This window comes from Micrococcaceae bacterium Sec5.1, from assembly GCA_039636795.1.
Classification (GTDB): domain Bacteria; phylum Actinomycetota; class Actinomycetes; order Actinomycetales; family Micrococcaceae; genus Arthrobacter.
Genome location: CP143430.1, coordinates 5,316,195 through 5,334,142, shown reverse-complemented (window position 1 = coordinate 5,334,142; position 17,948 = coordinate 5,316,195). Strand labels below are relative to the sequence as shown.

The following is a 17,948-nucleotide window of genomic DNA, read 5'->3' as shown; positions in this document are numbered from 1 at the left end:
GTCGAGCCTTGGCGGTTGCTTTGGTCAGCCCTGGTGCAGTGCTTCCTGCCGGCGCTCCTCCAGGGCATTGCGGACACGCTCCACGTCCCGCGGGTAGCAGAAGTAGAGGGCGGTGAGGACTGCCGCGTTGACCAGCATGAGGATCACCAGGGTCCAGAGGAACACGGCCTGGATTCCGAGGCTTGAGGCCAGTGCGCCCGCTCCGAGGGAGAACACGGCCCACCCGATGGTCTCGAAAACGGTCAGGAAGATGGCGAAGGCCTGGCCGCGAAGTTCCGGCAGGACGACGGCCGCGACGATCGGACGGTTGGCGGGCGGATTGGCTCCTTGGGCGAAGCCGATCAAGGCCCAGAACGCGCTGTAGATGCCGATGTTGTCGTAGTCGAATTGGGTGGCGAAGAATGCGACGGCGGCGAAGAGAACCTGGGCGCCCTGCAGGTAGGCAACCCGGCCGCGATCGGGAAGGACCCGATCCAGGAGGGCGACGAGCCAGCCGCCACCCGCGGTTCCGGCAAAGTAGCCGAGTCCAAAGGGCACCAGGACGATGGCCGCGACAGCGTTGGTGAACCCCCGTTCCACCACCAGGAACTGGATACCGAAGATCGTGATGAGGAGGTGCCCGGACAGCAACCGCGAGAGCATCATGATGGAGAAGCTCGGAATCCGGAACAGCGAGGCCACGGAGCGGACAGTGACTTTAGGGGCCAGGCGCTCGCGGCCGCTGAGGTCTGCGAGCTGCTTCTCGGAAGCGCCAACTCCGGGGTCCTTCAGGAGCAGTGCCACCAGCAGGCCGGCCAGAAGGCAGATGCCACCGATGGTCCACATGCCGAAGCGCCAGCCGTCAGTAATGCCTGTGAACAAGGCGATGAGCGGGGCAATGAAGGAGCTGATAAGGCTCATGAATCCGTAGAAGTAGCCCGCAGCCTTGCCGCGCTGGCTGTCATCGAAGGAGTCCGCGATGATGGCGTTGGCGATCGGGCTTCCACCGATGATCGACGCCGACATCAGCGTGTTGAGGATCAACAGTTGAACGAAGTCCTGGGAAAAACCTGCTGCTATACCGAAGACGCCACCTGCCAAGGTAGTGGCGATCAGCGCTTTCCGTCGGCCGATCTTTCCGGCAAGCCAGGCCCACGCCGGACCAGCCGGAACAGCAATGATTTTGCCGAGTGCGGCCAGCAGGCCAAGGTGGCTGCTCTGCAGTTTCAGGGCCGCCGCAATGGTCGGGAAGAGGGTGGCACTCAGGCCGGCTTCCGTATTGTCCACGACGGTAACGCCGGTGAGGACAGCGAGGTTTCGCCAGCGGTGGGGGACTTTGCTGGCCTGGGCTGCTCCTTCTGCTGGAGCTTCCGTGGCGAGGGCGGGGCTGGGTTGGGTGGTCATGGGCTGTAGGTCCTGTCTACATTGTCAGGCTGGGCTGGGGATGTGTCACTGGCTTGGAGTTACGCCGTGGGGACGGCAGCCAGTTCCTCGGCAATGGACCCGAGGGCGCTCGAGGGAACCGGGATGACGGCTGCGAGCTGGTAGAGGCTGAGCTGGGCGGGGATGTTTACCAACTCAGTGCTGATGAGGTCGGGGAGGTACCTCTCCACGGCTTCGCGGCCGCGGACGTCCTGGAGCAGTTCCAGAAGGGGCAGTGTCAGGGCCGCTCCGCCGTCGGCGAAGCTGTCGATCGGAGGCAGGGGTTCCAAGGCGAGCCGCGCCCTGTCTGCTTGCTGGGCGGCGAGCAGGTGCTGGGCTGTGGGTTCGGAATCGAAGGGAATTCCGAGCCGCTGGAACTGGCTTTCCGGTGCATCGTTGGCGTGCATGAGTTTGGCCAGTGTTTTCAGGAGGCGCAGTTCCAGCTCGTCATCGATGATCGGGTTCGTTTGGTGTGGGTCGTTTTCCACGTCGAACAGGAGGGTTCCGTGGACCCACGAGTTCATCATGGAGGTGGTCTGGAGTTGCATTGTCCGCAGCCCCTTGGTGAAGCTGAACGCTTCCGCAGGTTCCCACTGTGCGAGTTCGGCCGTTGAGAACCGGGACCGCATGTGGGTGGGCATCAGCGTGTAATCCTCCAGCGGTGCGTTGGAAGGATCGACGGCGGCACGCATGTAGACGTAGCGGCCGTCAGTGACGTTGACGTGGCCACCGTGAATACCGAACAGGGCCGCCTCGCGTACTTCGCTGTCATCTTGCAGCACGGCGGCAAGGTCGTGGCCCTGCATATCCTGCGTAGGGTCGACGCCGAAGAAGCGCAGCATGGTGGGTGCGATGTCGATGGTCTGGGCAAGAGCTCCACGCCGGGTGTCCTTGCCGCCGGTGCGCGGGTCCCACAGGAACATGGGCAGGTGAACCAGCTCGTTGAACCATGGCTGAACAGACTTGGCCCACCAACCGTGCTCGCCCAGCAGGAAGCCGTGGTCCGTGTTCACCAGGAGGAGGGTGTCTTCCCACAGGTTGTACTGATCCATGGCATCCAGAACGCGTCCGAGCGACTTGTCGCACATCGAGACCAAAGCGGCATACTCGTAACGGGCGTGCTCCACCTGATCCTGAGGCTCGGTGACCTTCTGATATCCAGGCCAATCGAATTCGGGGCCATCGTAATCATGCTCGTACAAGGCCTTGTATTTGCTGTGCGTGAAGAAGGGCTCATGCGGATCGAAAAGCTCGATCTGGAGCATCCACTTGTCTGCTTCATGGTTGGTATCGATGAAGTGCAGGCCGGCGTCAACAGTTTTGGTCTGGGAGTGATCAGCCTCGGTGGGCATGTAACTGCGGTTGATGAGGTCCTGACGCTTCATCCCGGCACGCCAGTCCTGGCTTCCGCCGGAAGGATTTACTACACCCTTCCAAGGGTCTCCTTCCTGGCCACGGAAGAACTCCCAGGTTGTGTAACGCGGGTGATAGGTGGCGCCTCCGTCCTCCCAGTAGTGCGGGTGGTCTGACACGAGATGCGTGTGCACTCCTGCCTTTCCCAGCATCTCCGGCATGGAATCGTCGAACGGTTCCAGCGGCCCCCAACTGCGGTGCAGGAAATTGTGGCGGCCCGTGTGCATCTCGCGGCGGGCTGGCATGCAGGGCATCGAACCTGCATAAAAATTGTCGAACGTGGCTGTCTTTGCTGCGAGGCGGGCAAAGTTGGGGGCATCTACGAACGTGTCCGCGGCGTACGGGGAGAGCATGTGCCTGTTGAGGCTATCGAACATGAGAATGATGGCCTTCATGGTCGCAGCTCCGCCGGTACTGCGGTGAGCGAGCGGGACGACAGCTGTCCATCCAGGAGCTCCTTGCGCAGGCTGATGAGTCCAGCCACGTGGGCGTCGATGGCGCTCGCGCCCATGAGGTGCAGGCGCTCTCCCACGGATTCGGCCAGCTCCGTGTCAAAGGCGATGGTGGGAGCCCATTGTTCCCTGCGGTCGCGGTTGCGGTAGCGGGCGATTTCGTCCTGGCGGGTCTGGATTTCGACGTCCAGAATCCGGAGGAGTTGCTCGGCGCTCATGAAGCCGGCAAAGGACAACCGCGCGGCGAGTTCGGGGTCCTGGAAACGGCTGGCCGGGTGGTACGGTCCGGTGAGCCAATCGAGGAACACCGTGGCTCCTTCATCAGTGACGCGGTAGGTCTTTGCGTCCTGGGCGCCGGGCCGGGGGTCCACGCTATGGGTCACCCAACCCTGGCTCTCCATGCTCCCGAGCGAGCGGTAGACCTGGCTCATCTGCGTATTTGAGCGCAGGAAGCGGCCGTGGGTGTCCAGGAACTTCTTGATGTCGTAGCCCGTGCTCGGGTGCTCCAGCAGGACTCCAAGAAGGATGTGTTCGAGCTTCATTGTTCTCTCCATTGGCGGGTCATTGCGTGACGCGGATCACGTCTTCTAAGAAAAGAATGACACAAGTGGAGTGGTGAGTCAATGCCACAAGTGGAATGCTTTTGGTTGCGTAGGCGCCAATGCAAGTTCCGGCGTCGAACCTTAACGCCCAAGCCTGTGTACACAAGGAGGGCGGGAGGCGAAGCTTAAGGGGCACGTGCACCAAGGGGGAGTTCCGAATGTACAAAGCGCCGAACAAGGCAGTCACGGACAGCCGGCTCGACCACGCATTCTTCGTTCTTGGTGGAGCCGCAGCTGCGTGGCTGGCATTCCTGTTGGTGGGGGAGAGCTTTCACCTCGGGTGGGGCCAGGTGTGGTTCTCCTTTGTGTTCTGGGCCTTCCTTGCCTACCTGCTGCTGCCCCGCCTCCACCGAATACTGACCACCATTTACGTTCCCGGCTACTTCATCGGCCGGGCCCGAACCAGTGACGGACTGCTCGGTGACCCTGTGAACGTGGCCCTTATGGGCACGGAGCCGCAGATCCATGCGATCATGCGGGCCGCCGGGTGGACCATTGCCGACGACGTGACCTTCGCCAGCAGCCGTCGCATCGTGAGCTCGACACTTTTGAGGCAGAGCTACACCCAGGCGCCCGTCAGCCCCTTGTACCTCTTTGACCGTCAGCAGGACTTCGCCTACCAGCAGGAAGTGGACAGCAACCCCGGCAAACGCCACCACGTCCGCTTTTGGCGCTGCCCCGAGGGTTGGATGCTGCCCGGCGGGCACAAGGTGGACTGGCTCGCCGCCGGCACCTACGATCGCAGCGTTGGCTTCTCACTGTTCACCCTGCAGATCACGCACAAGATCGAGCAGAATACGGATGTGGAGCGGGACCACATCGTGCGGACGGTGTCTGAGGCTGCGCCTGCGGTGACCGTCCGCGTCATCAAGGACTTTTCCACCGGATATCACTCGCGCAACGGCGGCGGCGACTCCATCTCTACAGACGGCGATCTGCCCATCATCGACGCCCGCCGTGTGCCCGTCCCCGCCGACCAACCAGCCAGCCAGACGGACAGCCGCGACCGCCGTCCCGCACCCACCATGACGGGCGCATTCCTCGTGGTCATCCGGGCCTTGGCGGCGCTGGCTTTGGCCATCACGTTGCTCACCTCGGGCGGCGACATCACCATCGAGGACGCCAACCTTGACCCGCAAACCACGACGGCGGCAATCGTCACCATAGCTGCGATCGTCCTGGTCTTCGGACTCGGCGAGGTATTCCTTGCCTGGCGGATATTCCTCGGCAGCAACGGCGCCCGAGTCATTGCGATGGGACTCAGCTCCATCTCGATCGTGGTCCAAGCCATCGATGCCTCCACGGGGACCACCAACCTCACACTTGAGGCAGGCCTGTCCGGCTTGGCCACGGACATCCTGGTGCTCCTTGCTTTGTCCAGCCAACGGGCCAGGATCTATGCCAAGCGCCAGCGCGTTCCAGCCGTCCCGCCGTCGGTGGTTCGCCGGGTGGCTTCCTGACCTTCTTTGGCGCCGAGGGTCCCGCGACGCGCCGGGGAATGCGGCGTGTCGGCGCGCTGTGAGAGTCAAAGTGGGTGAGGAAGCAACGCGCGTCGCAGCAACGCTTGCGCCTCGTCCAGCAGCCCACGTAGCCTCGCGTAGATGAGCGATGACACAAAGCCCACCTTGGACCGGAACACCCGAGCGGACAAGTACAGGAGTTCGGCATTGCTCCCAGTTGGAATCGTCTTCCTCATTGTCGCGGTAACCATGGCGGTCATAGTCAACCCTGCCTGGATCGCATTCCTTGGGATGGGCATCACTTTCCTCATCCTCGGGATCCAAAACCGCCGCAAGAACAAGAGCGAAACCCCGGCTCCCTAGCCCAGGAGAACGCTGGCGCCGCGCAAAATCACTGGGGTCACAGAAACGGGCTGACGACGCTTGGATATAGGTGTCGCCAGCCCGAAACTGTGGCGCGTAAGAAAATGGGTGTCGCGGCCTGGGAGCCTACGCAGTAACAGCCAGGGCGTCGATCTCCACCAGCATGACCTCGTGGGGGAGATCCACAAACACGGTGGTGCGGCTCGGCAGCAAACCGCTGGGCACGTTCTCGCGAATGAACTCCCCGTAAACCTCGTTCATCGCGGCAAAGTCATCACGGGTGGTGAGGTACACGCGGAACATGATGACGTCTTCAACGGAGGATCCGCCAGCTTCGAGGATGGCCTTCACGTTCTCCAGCGTGCGACGTGTCTGGACGCGGACGTCGCCCTCGCCGATGTACTGGTTGGTGGCGGGATCCATGGGGCCCTGGCCCGAGACCTGGAACATCCCGCCCTTTTTGATGCCCTGGGAGAATACGTGCGCCGGGGCCGGGGCGTTTTCGGTCAGTACTACGTTCTTTTCACTCATGCTGAGTTCCTTTCGTGGCTGATCCAGCCGAGGTCATTCGAGATGGCCTCGGTGCTGGCTTTGAGGTCGGGCAGCAGCTCCAGCAAGCCTTCATAGCTGAGCATCACTACCGGTACCGAACAAGAGGCTGCGGCAACAACAGCACCGCTGGCGTCGCGGATGGGGGCCGCGATGCAGTGCACGAATGCCTCGTGCTCAGCGTTGTCGTGGGCCCAGCCCTGTTCCTTGACCTGCTCGAGTTCGGCCAGTAAGGCCTCCGGCGAGGTCAGGGTGTTCTCGGTAACTTTGATGTAGTCCAGCCCCGCCGCGATCTTTTCCTGCCGGCTCCGCGGCATGTCGGCGAGGAGGACTTTGGACACAGCGGCCGAGTGCAGCGATGCAGTCAGGCCGATGCGCGAGTACATGCGGACGGGGTGGTGGGACTCGAACTTATCGATGTACACCACCTCGCTTCCTTCAAATGCCGCGAGGTGCACGGTGTGCCCAGTGCGACCATTCAGCTCGGCGAGGTGCGGATGCGCTACCTTGCGGATGTCCCTCTGCTCAAGGGCCAGCGATGACAGTTCGAACAGTTTGGAACCCAGCATGAACCGCTGCTCTTCGTCCCGCACCACAAACCGCTTCTCCTCCATGGCGTGCAGGAGCCGCATCACAGTGGTTTTGTGCACGGATGCTTTGGACGAGAGTTCGTCAAGGGTGGCGGGCTTCGCAGCGAGTTCGGCGAGCAGGTCGATGGCCCGCATGAGGCTCTGGCTCAAAATGTCACGCTCCGGTTCTGGTGTTGAAACGTCCCTCTTCAACATGGATAGCAGCCCAGTCCTCATCCGAAGAATCGAGGATGGCCGCGAGCTCAACAGCGTCAGGCAGTGGGCCGCGGTCGCCATGGACGGTCAAGGTACAGGCAGCAGCGACGTGCCCCCGCCGGAGGCTCTCCTTTTGTCCCAGCCCGAACAGCATGCCGCTGAGGTAACCGGCGGCGAACGAGTCACCCGCGCCAACAGGCTCGACGACGGCGACGGACAGTGCGGGAACTTCCTCCCGGGTGCCGGCCCGGTCCAAAGAGATGGCGCTGATCGCCTCGTTCTTGATGACCAGCACCTGAGGGTCCGGCATTAGACGACGGAGTTCGGCTTCGTCGGTGGTGCCAAAGGCGTGCTCGGCTTCGTCTTTTCCAACCAGCACGACGTCGGCCAGGTTCGCCAGGCGCTGCAGGACCGAACGATCCTGGCCCGCCCAGAGGGCTTCGCGCCAATTGACGTCGAAGCTGACGATGCGCCCGTTCCGCGGCTCGGTCAGCATGGCCTCCAGGAGAGACAGGCACTCGGCGGACAGGGCAGCGGTGATGCCACTCAGGTGGATGAGGGCCGCATTTTCCAGCAGTGACGAAACAGCGGGATTGGAAAGCAATGGGCGTCCCATGGCCGACGCCGCAGAACCCTGCCGATAGTACAAAACTGAGCTGCCGCCGTCGGGGTCTGTTTCCTGGGCGGGGACCTTCACGTAGAGGCCGGTGGGCCGGGACTCGTCCACCTCGACGCCGGAGACTCCCACTCCGTGCGCTTGAAGCTCGTCAAGGATGCGCGTGCCGAAGCCGTCATGGCCCACCCGGCTAACCCAGTGCGTCTCCAGGCCCATGGCCGCGAGTCCCATGGCGACATTGGACTCAGCGCCACCAATTCCGCAGTGGAGTTCGGTTGCGAGGTGCAGGGGAACGGCCTGGACAGGGGTAAGCATGGCCATTGTTTCGCCAACGCATACAGCTGAAAGCATCGTTCTCCCACTAGTTCGTGCGCTTCTGCGCGGCCTTGACTCTCGATCCGCCACCATGTTAGACATATCACCATCAGGTTTGCAACCAGCGTTGCAAAATACGCAACGCAACCGCGAAGGGAATGAACCCGTGAACACTTCCGAAGCCATCTCGGCACACGCAGTGGCCAGCCTTGCAGACCGTCAACTCGATTGGCGGCACAAGGCCATTCCGGCCACCGCCAACGGGAGCACGCACGCCGAATTCCTTGCGGCCAAGCACACGCTGGCCGATCTCCAGACGCCGCTGCTCACACTTGATAGTGCTGCGCTCCAGGCCAACGCCGATCACTTGGCCGAATGGTGCAAGGAACACGGCGTGCTGTTAGCGCCGCACGGCAAGACGACGATGTCTCCCCAGCTCTGGACCGAGCAGCTCAATCGCGGAGCCTGGGGAATCACGTTGGCGAACTTCGCGCAGCTTCGGGTAGCCCGCGAGTTCGGCGTCCGGAACCTTCAGCTCGCCAACAGCCTCACGGACCCGCACGCCATCGAATGGGTGGCGGGAACGTCCACTGCCGATGCGCCGATCCTGTCGTGGGTGGACTCGGTGGGAACCATGGAGGTCATCAACCGCGTGCTCTCCGGCAGCGACGCCGTGCTGGATGTGCTCGTAGAGCTCGGTGCGCATGGAGGCCGGACCGGAGCCCGGGGCGTTGACGCTGCCATGGCGGTGGCCCGCGCGGTTGCTGCTTCACCGAATCTGCGGTTGGTAGGTGTCAGCGGCTACGAAGGCTCGCTCGCGCACACAGCCGACGACGCCGGACTGGGTGCCGTCCGCGGCTACCTCGCCCAGATGCGGCTGCTTCACGAGGAACTGCTCGCCGGGGGTTTCTACGATTCCAGCGAAGTGATCATCACCGCCGGTGGCAGCGCCTACTTCGATGACGTCGTCACCGTCCTCTCGCCCTGCATCAGCACAGGGGCCGAAATGGGAGATCCCAGCGTGGACCTCATGATCCGCAGCGGCGCCTACATCATTCACGACGACGGGTTCTACCGCGGAATCTCGCCTTTCTCCCGCGAGGGTGATCAGCCGTTCCGGGCGGGAATGCACGCTTGGGCGAGGGTCGTATCGCAAACGGAGCCGGGCTTGGCCATCCTCGACGCCGGCAAACGCGACCTCCCGTTCGACGAAGGACTTCCGGAGCCGCAGCTCATCGGTCCCGTGCTCGGCGGAGCGATGGAATCACTGCGTGGAGCCGAAATCACGTCGGTCAACGATCAGCACTGCTTCATGACCTACGATCCCGACACCACCAGCGTCCAACCCGGCGATGTGATCCGCCTGGGCCTGTCCCATCCCTGCACAGCCTTCGATAAGTGGACCGTCATCCCGGTGCTCTCGTCCGCCGAAAACACAGGCAACCAGGCCGTCGTCGACCTTATCCATACCTTCTTCTAGGACCCCTGCCATGAAGACCCTTATCAGCAACGCCACCCTGGTGGATGGAACCGGAGCGGACCGCCGCACGGCGGATGTCCTGCTGGACGGTGCGGTGATTGCCGCCGTCGTCGACGCCGGTTCCCTCACCGCTGGTTCCCTCACTGCAGCCTCAACCGGCGCGGACCGCGTTATCGACGCCGCCGGCCTGGTCCTGAGTCCCGGCTTCATCGACATGCACGCGCATTCTGACCTGCAACTGCTTGTTAACAGGCAGCACTACGCGAAGCTCAGCCAAGGCGTTACTACAGAACTGCTCGGCCAGGACGGCCTGTCTTACGCGCCAGTGGATGATGCCACGCTTGCCGGTGTCCGGGAGAAGATCGCTGGTTGGAACGATAACCCAACGGACTTCGACTGGAACTGGCGGACCGTGGGGGAGTACCTGGAACGGCTGGATAGCGAGGTCACCGATGCGGATGGCTCTACAGGCCGCATCGCCACCAATGCAGCCTACCTGGTACCTCAAGGAACCGTCCGGGCCATGGTGATGGGCTTCGCCGAAGGCGACCCGACGCCGGAGCAACAGCAGCAGATGCAGGACGTCATCCGGTTGGCCATGGAGGAGGGCGCCGTCGGAATGTCCTCCGGCCTGACCTACACGCCGGGCATGTACGCGCAGACCGAAGAACTCGCTGGCCTCTGCAGGACTGTGGGGGAGCTGGGCGGCTTCTACGCACCCCATCACCGTTCCTACGGCAAGGGTGCGCTGGGTGCGTATGCGGAGATGATCGGGCTGAGCCGGGACACAGGCTGCGCCCTTCATTTGTCCCACGCCACCATGAACTTCGCGGAGAACAAGGGCCGGGCAGGCGAACTCCTGGAGCTCATCGATGAAGCCCTGGAGCAAGGCGTCGACATCACCCTGGACACCTACCCCTACCTCCCCGGCGCCACCACGCTTTCCGCGATCCTGCCCAGCTGGGCATCGTCCGGCGGAACGGAAGCGACGCTTGCCCGCCTGGCAGATCCCGAGTCCCGCGCCCGCATCCGGGAAGCCGTGGAGATCTACGGATCCGACGGCTGCCACGGGGTAGTTGCCGAGTGGGACACCCTGGAAATCAGCGGCGTCCAGAACCCGGCGCTCGCAGGACTCGTGGGCAAGACCATCAAGGACATCGCCGCGGAGACCAACGAGCAGCCGTTCGATGTCTTCGCCCGCATCCTCACCGAAGACCGCCTCGGCACCGGCATCCTGCAGCACGTGGGGCACGAGGAAAACGTCCAGGCCATCATGAAACACCGCACGCACACCGGCGGCAGCGACGGCCTCCTGGTCGGCGCCAAGCCACACCCCCGCGCCTGGGGAACCTTCCCGCGCTACCTCGGCCACTACTCCCGCGATCTCGGATTGCTCAGCCTCGAGGAAACCGTTCATCACCTGACTGGGCGGCCGGCCGCACGACTCAAGCTCCACAACAGGGGACTGGTTCGCGAGGGCTACGCGGCCGACGTCGTGCTCTTCGATCCGGAGACCATCCGCGACGAAGCCACTTTTGAGAATCCCCGCCAAGCCGCCAGCGGCATCCATTACGTCTTCGTCAACGGCGAAGCAGCGATCGACGGCGGCCAGCCCACCGGTGCCCGCGCCGGCCGTGCGCTGCGTCGAAGCAGTGACGGACTCACCCGAGAAGGAAAGCAGCACCACCCATGACTCCTGAAGAATTCATCCAGCAGCTTGAAGCCGACCGCACCCTGGCCGTGGTCCGCGCTCCGTCCATCACGGACGCCGCGGATCTCTGCCGGGCATTGGCCGACGGCGGCATCCGCAGCGTGGAACTGACGTTCACCACACCGGATGCGCTCAAGCACGTCAAGCGCGCGGCAGAGACTGCAGCAGACCATGGTGCCGCCGTCGGAATCGGTACGGTCCTGACCGCTGACCAAGCCCGCGCAGCGATCGACGCCGGGGCCAAGTTCCTGGTGACACCTGGCATTCGGCCCGAGGTCGCCGCAGTCGCCGTGGCCGCCGGCATACCCTTCAGCCTTGGCGCCATGACGCCCACCGAAGTGGCGCAGGCATTGGACCTTGGGTCCGGCGTCGTCAAGATTTTCCCTGCCCGGCAACTCGGACCTGCGTATCTGAAGGATCTGCAGGGCCCCTACCCGGGCATCCGCCTGTTGCCTTCGGGAGGCATCGACGCTTCCAACGCAAAGAGCTATCTCGACGCCGGTGCTGCCGCAGTCTGCTGCGGCACCAGCGTGGTCCCGCCCGCAGCGGTCGCTGCAGGCAACTGGGCAGACATCGCGGCCCGTGCCGCCGCGTTTACCGGCACCCTCAAGTAGGACTCACCCAGAAAGAATCCCCATGAATGAATTTCTCGAATGGCTGCGGCATGACACCGCCGGCCTGCTCCTCCTGGCAGGCGCGGGCATCGCCCTCCTGCTGTTCCTGATCATCAAGGTCAAGCTCGAACCGTTCATCGCCCTGGTGGGAACCGGCGTGATCGTGGCTTTGGTGGGTGGGGTCTCGGTTGAAGCGTTGGTCGGCTCGGCCACCAAGAGCAGTGACGCCCTGATTGAGAAGGGCTTTGCCGGCATCCTTGGCCACATCACCGTGATCATCGGCCTCGGTACAGTGCTCGGTGCCATCCTCGAACGCTCTGGGGGCGCGGAAGTGCTGCTCGGCAGGCTCGTGAAGATCTTCGGCGAAAAGGGCACCCCGCTCGCCATGGGTATCACCGGCTTTGTGCTGGGTATTCCGGTGTTCTTCGATATCGGCATCTTCGTCCTGGCGCCCTTGGTTTACGTCGCTGCAATTCGCGGTGGTAAGTCGCTGGCACTGTACGCGCTTCCGTTGCTGGCCGGCCTCTCCGTGACACACGCCTTCCTGCCACCGCACCCCGGTCCCGTTGCTGCCGCCGGCCTTTTCCATGTTGACCTTGGCTGGATCATCCTCATGGGCCTCATCTGCGGCATCCCGGCCTGGTTCGCCTCCGGTATTTTGTGGGGCACGTGGATCGGCAAGCGCGTGATGGTGAATGTTCCCGAGGACCGCATCGTTGCTGAGGCCGAGGAAGCGCGTGGCCACGAGCCGTCCATCGGGCTGGTGCTGCTGGCTATCGGCCTGCCCATGATCCTCATCCTTGGCGGCACGTTCGGTAACATCTTTGCTCCTCCCGGTGTTTTCCGGGACATACTCCAGTTCTTCGGTAACCCGGCCATCGCGCTGACCGTCGCCGTGCTGCTGGCCATGTGGCTCCTGGGCATCCGACGCGGCATGAGCTCCGCCGAACTCAGCGAAATCACGGGTTCATCGCTTCGTCCCGTGGGCATGATCCTGCTGGTTGTTGGCGCCGGTGCGTTCTTTGGCGCAGTTCTTTCGGCTACCGGTGTGGGCAAGGCTGTGGCGGACTCGCTGGCCCAGGCCGGCCTGCCGATCATCCTCTCCGCCTTCGTGATCAGCGCGGGCATGCGCATTGCACAGGGCTCGGCGACCGTGGCGATCGTCACCACCGGCGGCATCCTGGCCCCGAGCTTGGCCTCGGGTTACTCCCAGCCGCAGCTCGCCCTGATCGTGGTGGCGATCTCCTCCGGCTCCATCATCGCCAGCCACGTCAACGATGGCGGCTTCTGGATCATCTCCAAGTACTTCAACATGTCAGTCAAGGACACCCTGAAGACGTGGACCGTCCTGGAGACAGTGTTGTCGATCGTGGGCTTCGCAATGGCGGCGCTGCTGTACACGTTCGTGAGGTGACCTTTCGGCACTCAAGCCGAGTGCCGGCGTCGTGCGCCTGTACCCGTGAGAGTGCGGCTTAAACAAAGAGCTCCGGAGTGCGTTATTGGGGGATACGCACTCCGGAGCGGTCTTTGAGCAGGTGCTTCCGCTTCCTGCAGTAATCACTCTACGTTGGGCGGGACGGCATTGCCACCACCTCGAATAAGTACTTTCGCTTTAGTTTTTACGGGCAGCTTCCTGGGGCTTTTTCTGCGGCACGATCAGCACCGGCCGGCGTTGGTGGTGGCTCAACCATGCCGCCACCGAGCCGTTCAATGCCTCGGAAATGCGGTGTCCCAAACCAGGTTCCGGCGTACCGACGATGATCATCGAGGCGTGGATGTCCTCGGCGAGTCGGCCCAGGGCGCGGGCAGGATCTCCAGCGAGCAACCGCAGAGTCCAATCCGCTGAGCCGCCATCCATGGCTTCGCCGATGACCTTGCCCAGATCACTACGGACAGCTGCGACCTCCTCGTCATCCTTCTCCGGATGAAGCGACATTCGGTGTGTCTCCCGCGCCGGGTCCCATTCCACGAGGTAACTGGCCTCGTCCACGTAGGCACAAACCAGCGGCACGCCGAGTTGCTCAGCCAGCGTCCGGGCTGTTTGCAGCACCTCCACGTGCTGGTCGGGCAAGACGCCGACAACCAAAGGAATCCGTCCGCTGAAATTCTCCGCAGCCATACCTTATTGTTGCGCCGCGAGGTGTCCTTGAACAGGCCGTCTGCTCACCCAAGTAAGTCGCAGCTGAGCGCGTTTTGAGGGCTCAGAACGCGCTCAACTGCGACCTACTTGGGTGGGGACGGTTTGTTCCACGTCAGCCGCACCTTGAAGTTGGACGCAGTGCTGGCCGATGCAATGAAAGCTCCGGCCTCGGCATGGAGGTCTATGCCGAACTCAACGCTGACCTCATCGGGGCGGTTCTCCAGACTCAGCAACTCATCAATCACGCCCTGTACTGCGGGCCGAACATGTTCCAAGGCCCGCTGGAACGTCTGTTGGGCTCTCGCGAAGACGCCGGAATGATCCCCCGCGTGATCGCCGCCCCGGGTCACGATGCTCCCGGCTGTGCTCGCGACTTCCACAACTACCGTGCCGCCGTCGTCGGTGGTGAACTCAACCAGCCGGCTCATGGCGACGTTCCGGCCTTGGCAGCTGGTCCCGCTACAGTGGCTGGCCGAAGGCGCCGCGCCATCACGACGAACACCACGCCCACCGCGCAAAGAAGCATCAGATGCAGCAGCAACGGCAGCGCCTGCGACATGTACCAGCTCTCCATGAACACGCCTTTCCCTTGGATCCAGATGATCGGTTGCAGCACGGTGGGCAGCAGCAGGAGCCACGCAAACGTTCGCAGTTCCGGGTGCTTCAAGGCCATGATGCCCGCCCAAAGTCCGAAGGCGGCCAGGATAAAACTGGCCACGACGGCGGTCACTTCCACGGTGTAGTTAAGGCCGGCAAGCCCAAAGATCGCCCCGGAAAGCACGACGCCGGTCATCGCAACACGCGCTGGTACGGTCCGCTCGGGCAGTCCGGCGACCATGAGCAGCACATAACCGAGCGGTGCCAGAAGTCCGTACAGGATCCGGAGCACGATGTCGCCGCCGTTGTCCTGCCAGTAAGTCTCGTCGAACCACATGAAGAACACCACGATGCACGCCCCCATGGCGCCCGCGACCGCCAAGGCCGCACCGCCCCACGCGAGCGGGGTCCAAGCAAGTGCTGGTTGCGGCGGTTTCGCGAATGGAGTGCTCGACGGCGGGACCTGGTTTGGTGCTTTGACTCTCGTTGTGGGGGCTGTGGTTGGCCGCCGGGGCTCTGGAGAAAGGTCCGCTGCCGTATATGAACCTCTTTCCGGGGAAGGTTGCTTTGGCGGCTCCGGTTCTGGTGGCTTCGCCTTCTCGATCTCAGCCCTGGCAGCGCTCGCAAGTCCGTCGGGGTCGGCCGCGTCCGGGTCCAGCGTCGCAAGTTCGGCTGATACGTCCACCACGGCTCCCCACGAGCCCAAAGACGAGTGGTAGCGCAGCTCGCCCTGGAGGTCGGAGATGCGCTGACGGCGCTCGCAGTCCTGTCGTCGGCTTGCTGCTTCCGGGAACTCCGGATCTTCCTGCACCAGGGCAAAGCCGTCCGCCGCGGCCAGCCAATCGCCGGTCTCTTCAGCGGCGAGTGCCTCACGGTAGGTGCGGGACATGTCCAGCCGATGCTGTGCGCTCTCCCTTAGTGCCGTGGCGTCACGATAGCCGGGCTCCAAGGTCAGGAGGTCATCGAACAATTCCACGGCTTGCTCGAAGCGTCGTGCCCTTAATTCCGCCGAAGCCTGGACGTAAAGGGCTCGCAATTGGGCTCGCTTCATGGCCTGGTCGGCGTTGGTTTGTGCGGCCCTCGCGGCAGCGCCGTCTCCCGCGCCGGAGCCGCCCGAAGCTTGGAGCGGGGCGGACGCTTGCCCGCCCGAGGTGGGTGGCGCCGTCGGAACCGTAGCTTGGCCGGCTGGCCCGTCCAAGGCGGGTGCCGGCGTCGAACGTGCTTCCGAAACCGTTGCGCGTGGCGTGCCGCGCAGCGTGAAGAGTTGAGTGGAGCCGCCCCGGACGTAGAGGGCCGGGGTGACCCACTCGAGTGTGCCGTCCGGGCTGGCCATAACCGAGATCCGGCCGACGCGTGCTGCCTCGTCCACCGTTCGGCCATTGGCGATTGCGGCGTAGAAGCCGTGGGCGAAGGCGATGGCCGCGGAGTCACTGATGGCGAACTGCATTGCCGCGACGGCGCCTATCCCGCTCCTGACCAAGGACGAAGCGGTACCGGAAAAGAGGTCCGATTGGCCCATCTCTCCGGAGGAACACGAGTTCAACACCACGAGTCGCGGGCGTGGTGCGGCAACGCTGAGCAAGGCCATGAGGCGCACGGCGCGGACCATGGCGGCCCTGCCGTCGGGTCCGACGAGAGCGATCCTGCCTTCGTCGGTCCGGGAATCGTAATCGCCGTGGCCCACGAAATGGACCACATGCCATGGGCCGGCGAGCAGCAGGGACTGAACGTCGTCCCAGGTCCCGCTCCTGGACCAAACCAGCTCCACGCGTCCTTCGGCCACGGGGCCAGCCAACGCCCTGCTCAGGTGGTCCTTCTCGGCATCGACATCGAGGGTAGGAAGGTCCCGGGGTGAAGCGACGATGCCCAGGATCCGCAGCGGGGGAGCCACGTCCAAGGGGTTCTGGTTGTAGTCGGGAGCAGGGATATGCCGCAACAGGGGTTCCGTTTGGCACAGGTACGTTTCGGTTTCGGGGTCGAAGAGGGTCTCCCACGGCATGGTTGCCAATTCCGGCGCGGCAAGCCGCAGGACCACCCTGAGTTGCTGGCCAGCGTGTTGGGCCGCGCCAAGGCTGGCCCGGTACGTGCCGTAGACCTCGCGCGTGAACAAGGCCTGGAACAATTGTTGGCCTACTTCGCGGACTGCCATCTCGGCCACGGGCATAGTGCGCCGGGCGGCCACTGCGGAGGCAAGGACGGTGGCTTCAAGTTGGGGAAGCCGGTCCAGGATGCCGTCAACGTCCAAAGTGAACATCCCCGAAGCGTGGCCTCCTGCCGGAGCACGGACCACGTGCACCGTGTATTCGCCGCGTGCAGAGCCGGTATCGATCTCCAGCTCGATGTCACAGTCCATGGCGGATCCCTTGTGCGAGGGGCGTCGGCACGGGTTCTTGAAACCTGCGCGCCAGCGTCCTAGGTACAGATTGGCCCTTCGCCCGATTCCCCACAAGACCCTGATAGCCGAGGCCGTGATGGAGCAACCCTTGTAGGGCAGCCCTTGTAGACGACCCGGCCCCGGCCTACGGTTAATCCGAAGGAAGGTGGTCTGCGATGGAAATCTTCATGTGGTGGCTGGACCTGCACTTGGACAGCAAGGAGTGGCTACGCGAAAACCTGCGTGCCGAGGAACTTCCGTTGCCGGTCCTGCAGCATATTGCCGAGGCCGGCGGCCCTCATCCAGACAAGGTCAGTGGGGTGCTGACGGTGCAGGACTGGGACTTCATTGAGACGCAGTCGGAGTTCGTGGACTAAGGCAGGGCCGAGCCAACGTCGCGGAAAGCCGGGTTACTTCTGCTCTAGTGGTTCTTCATGAAGGGCATTCTGGAATTGGCTGACCATTTCCTGACGGAAGGCATCGAAGTCTCCTGCCAGAGCAAGCTCAGCCAATTTCTCGTGCTCAACAGCGATGTCGTGCAGGTCGCTATAGGTACGGTGATCGACCGCCAGGTAGAGACGCAACTTGTTCTCCCACCCGTTCCACATGTTCTGCAGGGCGGTGTTCCCAGAAAATTCGTAGAAGAGCCTGTGGAAACGAAGGTGGGCGTCGATGCTGGCGGGGATGTCGTTGGTGTCGGTGGCCCGGTAAAGTTCCTCGATGGTTTGTTTGAGCCGGAGCCGCTCGGGACCCCGCAGGGTGGGGGCTGAGAGCTCGGCAGCATAGGTCTCGACGAGCACCCGGATCGACGCGATTTCTGCGACGTCACGAGCGCTGACTTCTACAACGAAGGACCCTCGGAAGGGGATCTTGACGACCAGCCCTTCCTCCTCAAGTTTGGTCAGCGCCTCACGGAGCGGGGATCGACTGATGCCGAGGTCTGCGGCGATGTGCGTCTCGCGAAGTTGTTCCCCTGGAGGCACAGTACCGTTCAGGATGGCGGTGCGGAGCACACGGTAGACACCGTCCGGCGTCGTCATCCGCTGTTCCTGCCACGTGAACTTGCGGTCCATGTG

Annotated in this window: 17 protein-coding genes; 7 read left to right on the top strand and 10 right to left on the bottom strand. The window is 63.4% G+C overall.

Annotated features, from left to right (window positions below; genetic code table 11):
- Nucleotides 1-24: 24 nt before the first annotated feature.
- Genes VUN82_24510 through VUN82_24500 form a run of 3 tightly spaced genes read right to left on the bottom strand, consistent with a single transcriptional unit; the run spans nt 25 to nt 3,808 of the window.
- Nucleotides 25-1,383, bottom strand: coding sequence for an MFS transporter (locus VUN82_24510; protein XAS72198.1), 1,359 nt, complete (start codon nt 1,381-1,383; stop codon nt 25-27).
- Between the two features lie 59 nt (nt 1,384-1,442).
- The gene (locus VUN82_24505; protein XAS72197.1) at nt 1,443-3,209 is read right to left on the bottom strand and encodes a sulfatase; all 1,767 of its coding nucleotides are present in this window, start codon (nt 3,207-3,209) and stop codon (nt 1,443-1,445) included.
- Complete coding sequence (locus tag VUN82_24500; protein XAS72196.1) at nt 3,206-3,808, bottom strand: PadR family transcriptional regulator; 603 nt, start codon at nt 3,806-3,808, stop codon at nt 3,206-3,208. The genes VUN82_24505 and VUN82_24500 overlap by 4 nt, the downstream gene beginning before the upstream one ends.
- Before the next feature lie 218 nt (nt 3,809-4,026).
- On the opposite strand from VUN82_24500, the gene VUN82_24495 reads away from it, so the two are divergent.
- Together VUN82_24495 and VUN82_24490 are read left to right on the top strand one after the other, a co-directional pair.
- Complete coding sequence (locus VUN82_24495; protein ID XAS72195.1) at nt 4,027-5,328, top strand: LssY C-terminal domain-containing protein; 1,302 nt, start codon at nt 4,027-4,029, stop codon at nt 5,326-5,328.
- Nucleotides 5,329-5,469: 141 nt separating this feature from the next.
- Nucleotides 5,470-5,691, top strand: coding sequence for a hypothetical protein (locus VUN82_24490; GenBank protein ID XAS72194.1), 222 nt, complete (start codon nt 5,470-5,472; stop codon nt 5,689-5,691).
- A 126-nt stretch (nt 5,692-5,817) separates the two neighbouring features.
- Here the strand turns inward: VUN82_24490 and VUN82_24485 are convergent, their stop codons facing one another.
- Genes VUN82_24485 through VUN82_24475 form a run of 3 tightly spaced genes read right to left on the bottom strand, consistent with a single transcriptional unit; the run spans nt 5,818 to nt 7,956 of the window.
- Nucleotides 5,818-6,222 carry a Rid family detoxifying hydrolase gene (locus VUN82_24485; protein XAS72193.1) on the bottom strand — a complete coding sequence of 135 codons (405 nt, stop codon included), beginning with the start codon at nt 6,220-6,222 and terminating at the stop codon, nt 5,818-5,820.
- Nucleotides 6,219-7,025 carry an IclR family transcriptional regulator gene (locus tag VUN82_24480; GenBank protein ID XAS72192.1) on the bottom strand — a complete coding sequence of 269 codons (807 nt, stop codon included), beginning with the start codon at nt 7,023-7,025 and terminating at the stop codon, nt 6,219-6,221. The genes VUN82_24485 and VUN82_24480 overlap by 4 nt, the downstream gene beginning before the upstream one ends.
- Entirely contained in the window at nt 6,985-7,956 is a 972-nt protein-coding gene (locus VUN82_24475; protein XAS72191.1) for a sugar kinase, read from the bottom strand. The genes VUN82_24480 and VUN82_24475 overlap by 41 nt, the downstream gene beginning before the upstream one ends.
- Before the next feature lie 166 nt (nt 7,957-8,122).
- Between VUN82_24475 and VUN82_24470 the strand changes: the two genes are divergently transcribed.
- From VUN82_24470 to VUN82_24455, 4 genes are read left to right on the top strand one after another with little or no spacing between them, the layout of a single operon-like run.
- A complete protein-coding gene (locus tag VUN82_24470) occupies nt 8,123-9,436 on the top strand; it encodes an alanine racemase (GenBank protein XAS72190.1) in 1,314 nt (437 codons plus the stop codon).
- Between the two features lie 10 nt (nt 9,437-9,446).
- Entirely contained in the window at nt 9,447-11,129 is a 1,683-nt protein-coding gene (locus VUN82_24465; GenBank protein ID XAS72189.1) for a D-aminoacylase, read from the top strand.
- On the top strand, nt 11,126-11,761 hold the full coding sequence (locus VUN82_24460) for a bifunctional 4-hydroxy-2-oxoglutarate aldolase/2-dehydro-3-deoxy-phosphogluconate aldolase (GenBank protein XAS72188.1): 636 nt from the start codon (nt 11,126-11,128) through the stop codon (nt 11,759-11,761). Before VUN82_24465 ends, VUN82_24460 begins: the two co-directional genes overlap by 4 nt.
- 22 nt (nt 11,762-11,783) lie before the next feature.
- Nucleotides 11,784-13,175: a gluconate:H+ symporter gene (locus tag VUN82_24455; GenBank protein XAS72187.1), complete on the top strand. Its 1,392-nt coding sequence runs from the start codon at nt 11,784-11,786 to the stop codon at nt 13,173-13,175.
- 198 nt (nt 13,176-13,373) lie between these two features.
- Here VUN82_24455 and VUN82_24450 read toward each other — a convergent pair whose 3' ends face one another.
- From VUN82_24450 to VUN82_24440, 3 genes are all read right to left on the bottom strand, one after another.
- Nucleotides 13,374-13,880, bottom strand: a complete 507-nt coding sequence (locus VUN82_24450) for a universal stress protein (GenBank protein XAS72186.1) — start codon at nt 13,878-13,880, stop codon at nt 13,374-13,376.
- 104 nt (nt 13,881-13,984) lie between these two features.
- Nucleotides 13,985-14,329: a CU044_2847 family protein gene (locus VUN82_24445; protein ID XAS72185.1), complete on the bottom strand. Its 345-nt coding sequence runs from the start codon at nt 14,327-14,329 to the stop codon at nt 13,985-13,987.
- On the bottom strand, nt 14,326-16,851 hold the full coding sequence (locus VUN82_24440) for a CHAT domain-containing protein (protein ID XAS72184.1): 2,526 nt from the start codon (nt 16,849-16,851) through the stop codon (nt 14,326-14,328). The genes VUN82_24445 and VUN82_24440 overlap by 4 nt, the downstream gene beginning before the upstream one ends.
- A 197-nt stretch (nt 16,852-17,048) precedes the next feature.
- Here VUN82_24440 and VUN82_24435 point away from each other — a divergent pair, with 197 nt between their 5' ends.
- Nucleotides 17,049-17,249: a hypothetical protein gene (locus VUN82_24435; protein XAS72183.1), complete on the top strand. Its 201-nt coding sequence runs from the start codon at nt 17,049-17,051 to the stop codon at nt 17,247-17,249.
- A gap of 33 nt (nt 17,250-17,282) precedes the next feature.
- Here the strand turns inward: VUN82_24435 and VUN82_24430 are convergent, their stop codons facing one another.
- Nucleotides 17,283-17,945, bottom strand: a complete 663-nt coding sequence (locus tag VUN82_24430; protein ID XAS72182.1) for a GntR family transcriptional regulator — start codon at nt 17,943-17,945, stop codon at nt 17,283-17,285.
- Between the last annotated feature and the right edge of the window lie 3 nt (nt 17,946-17,948).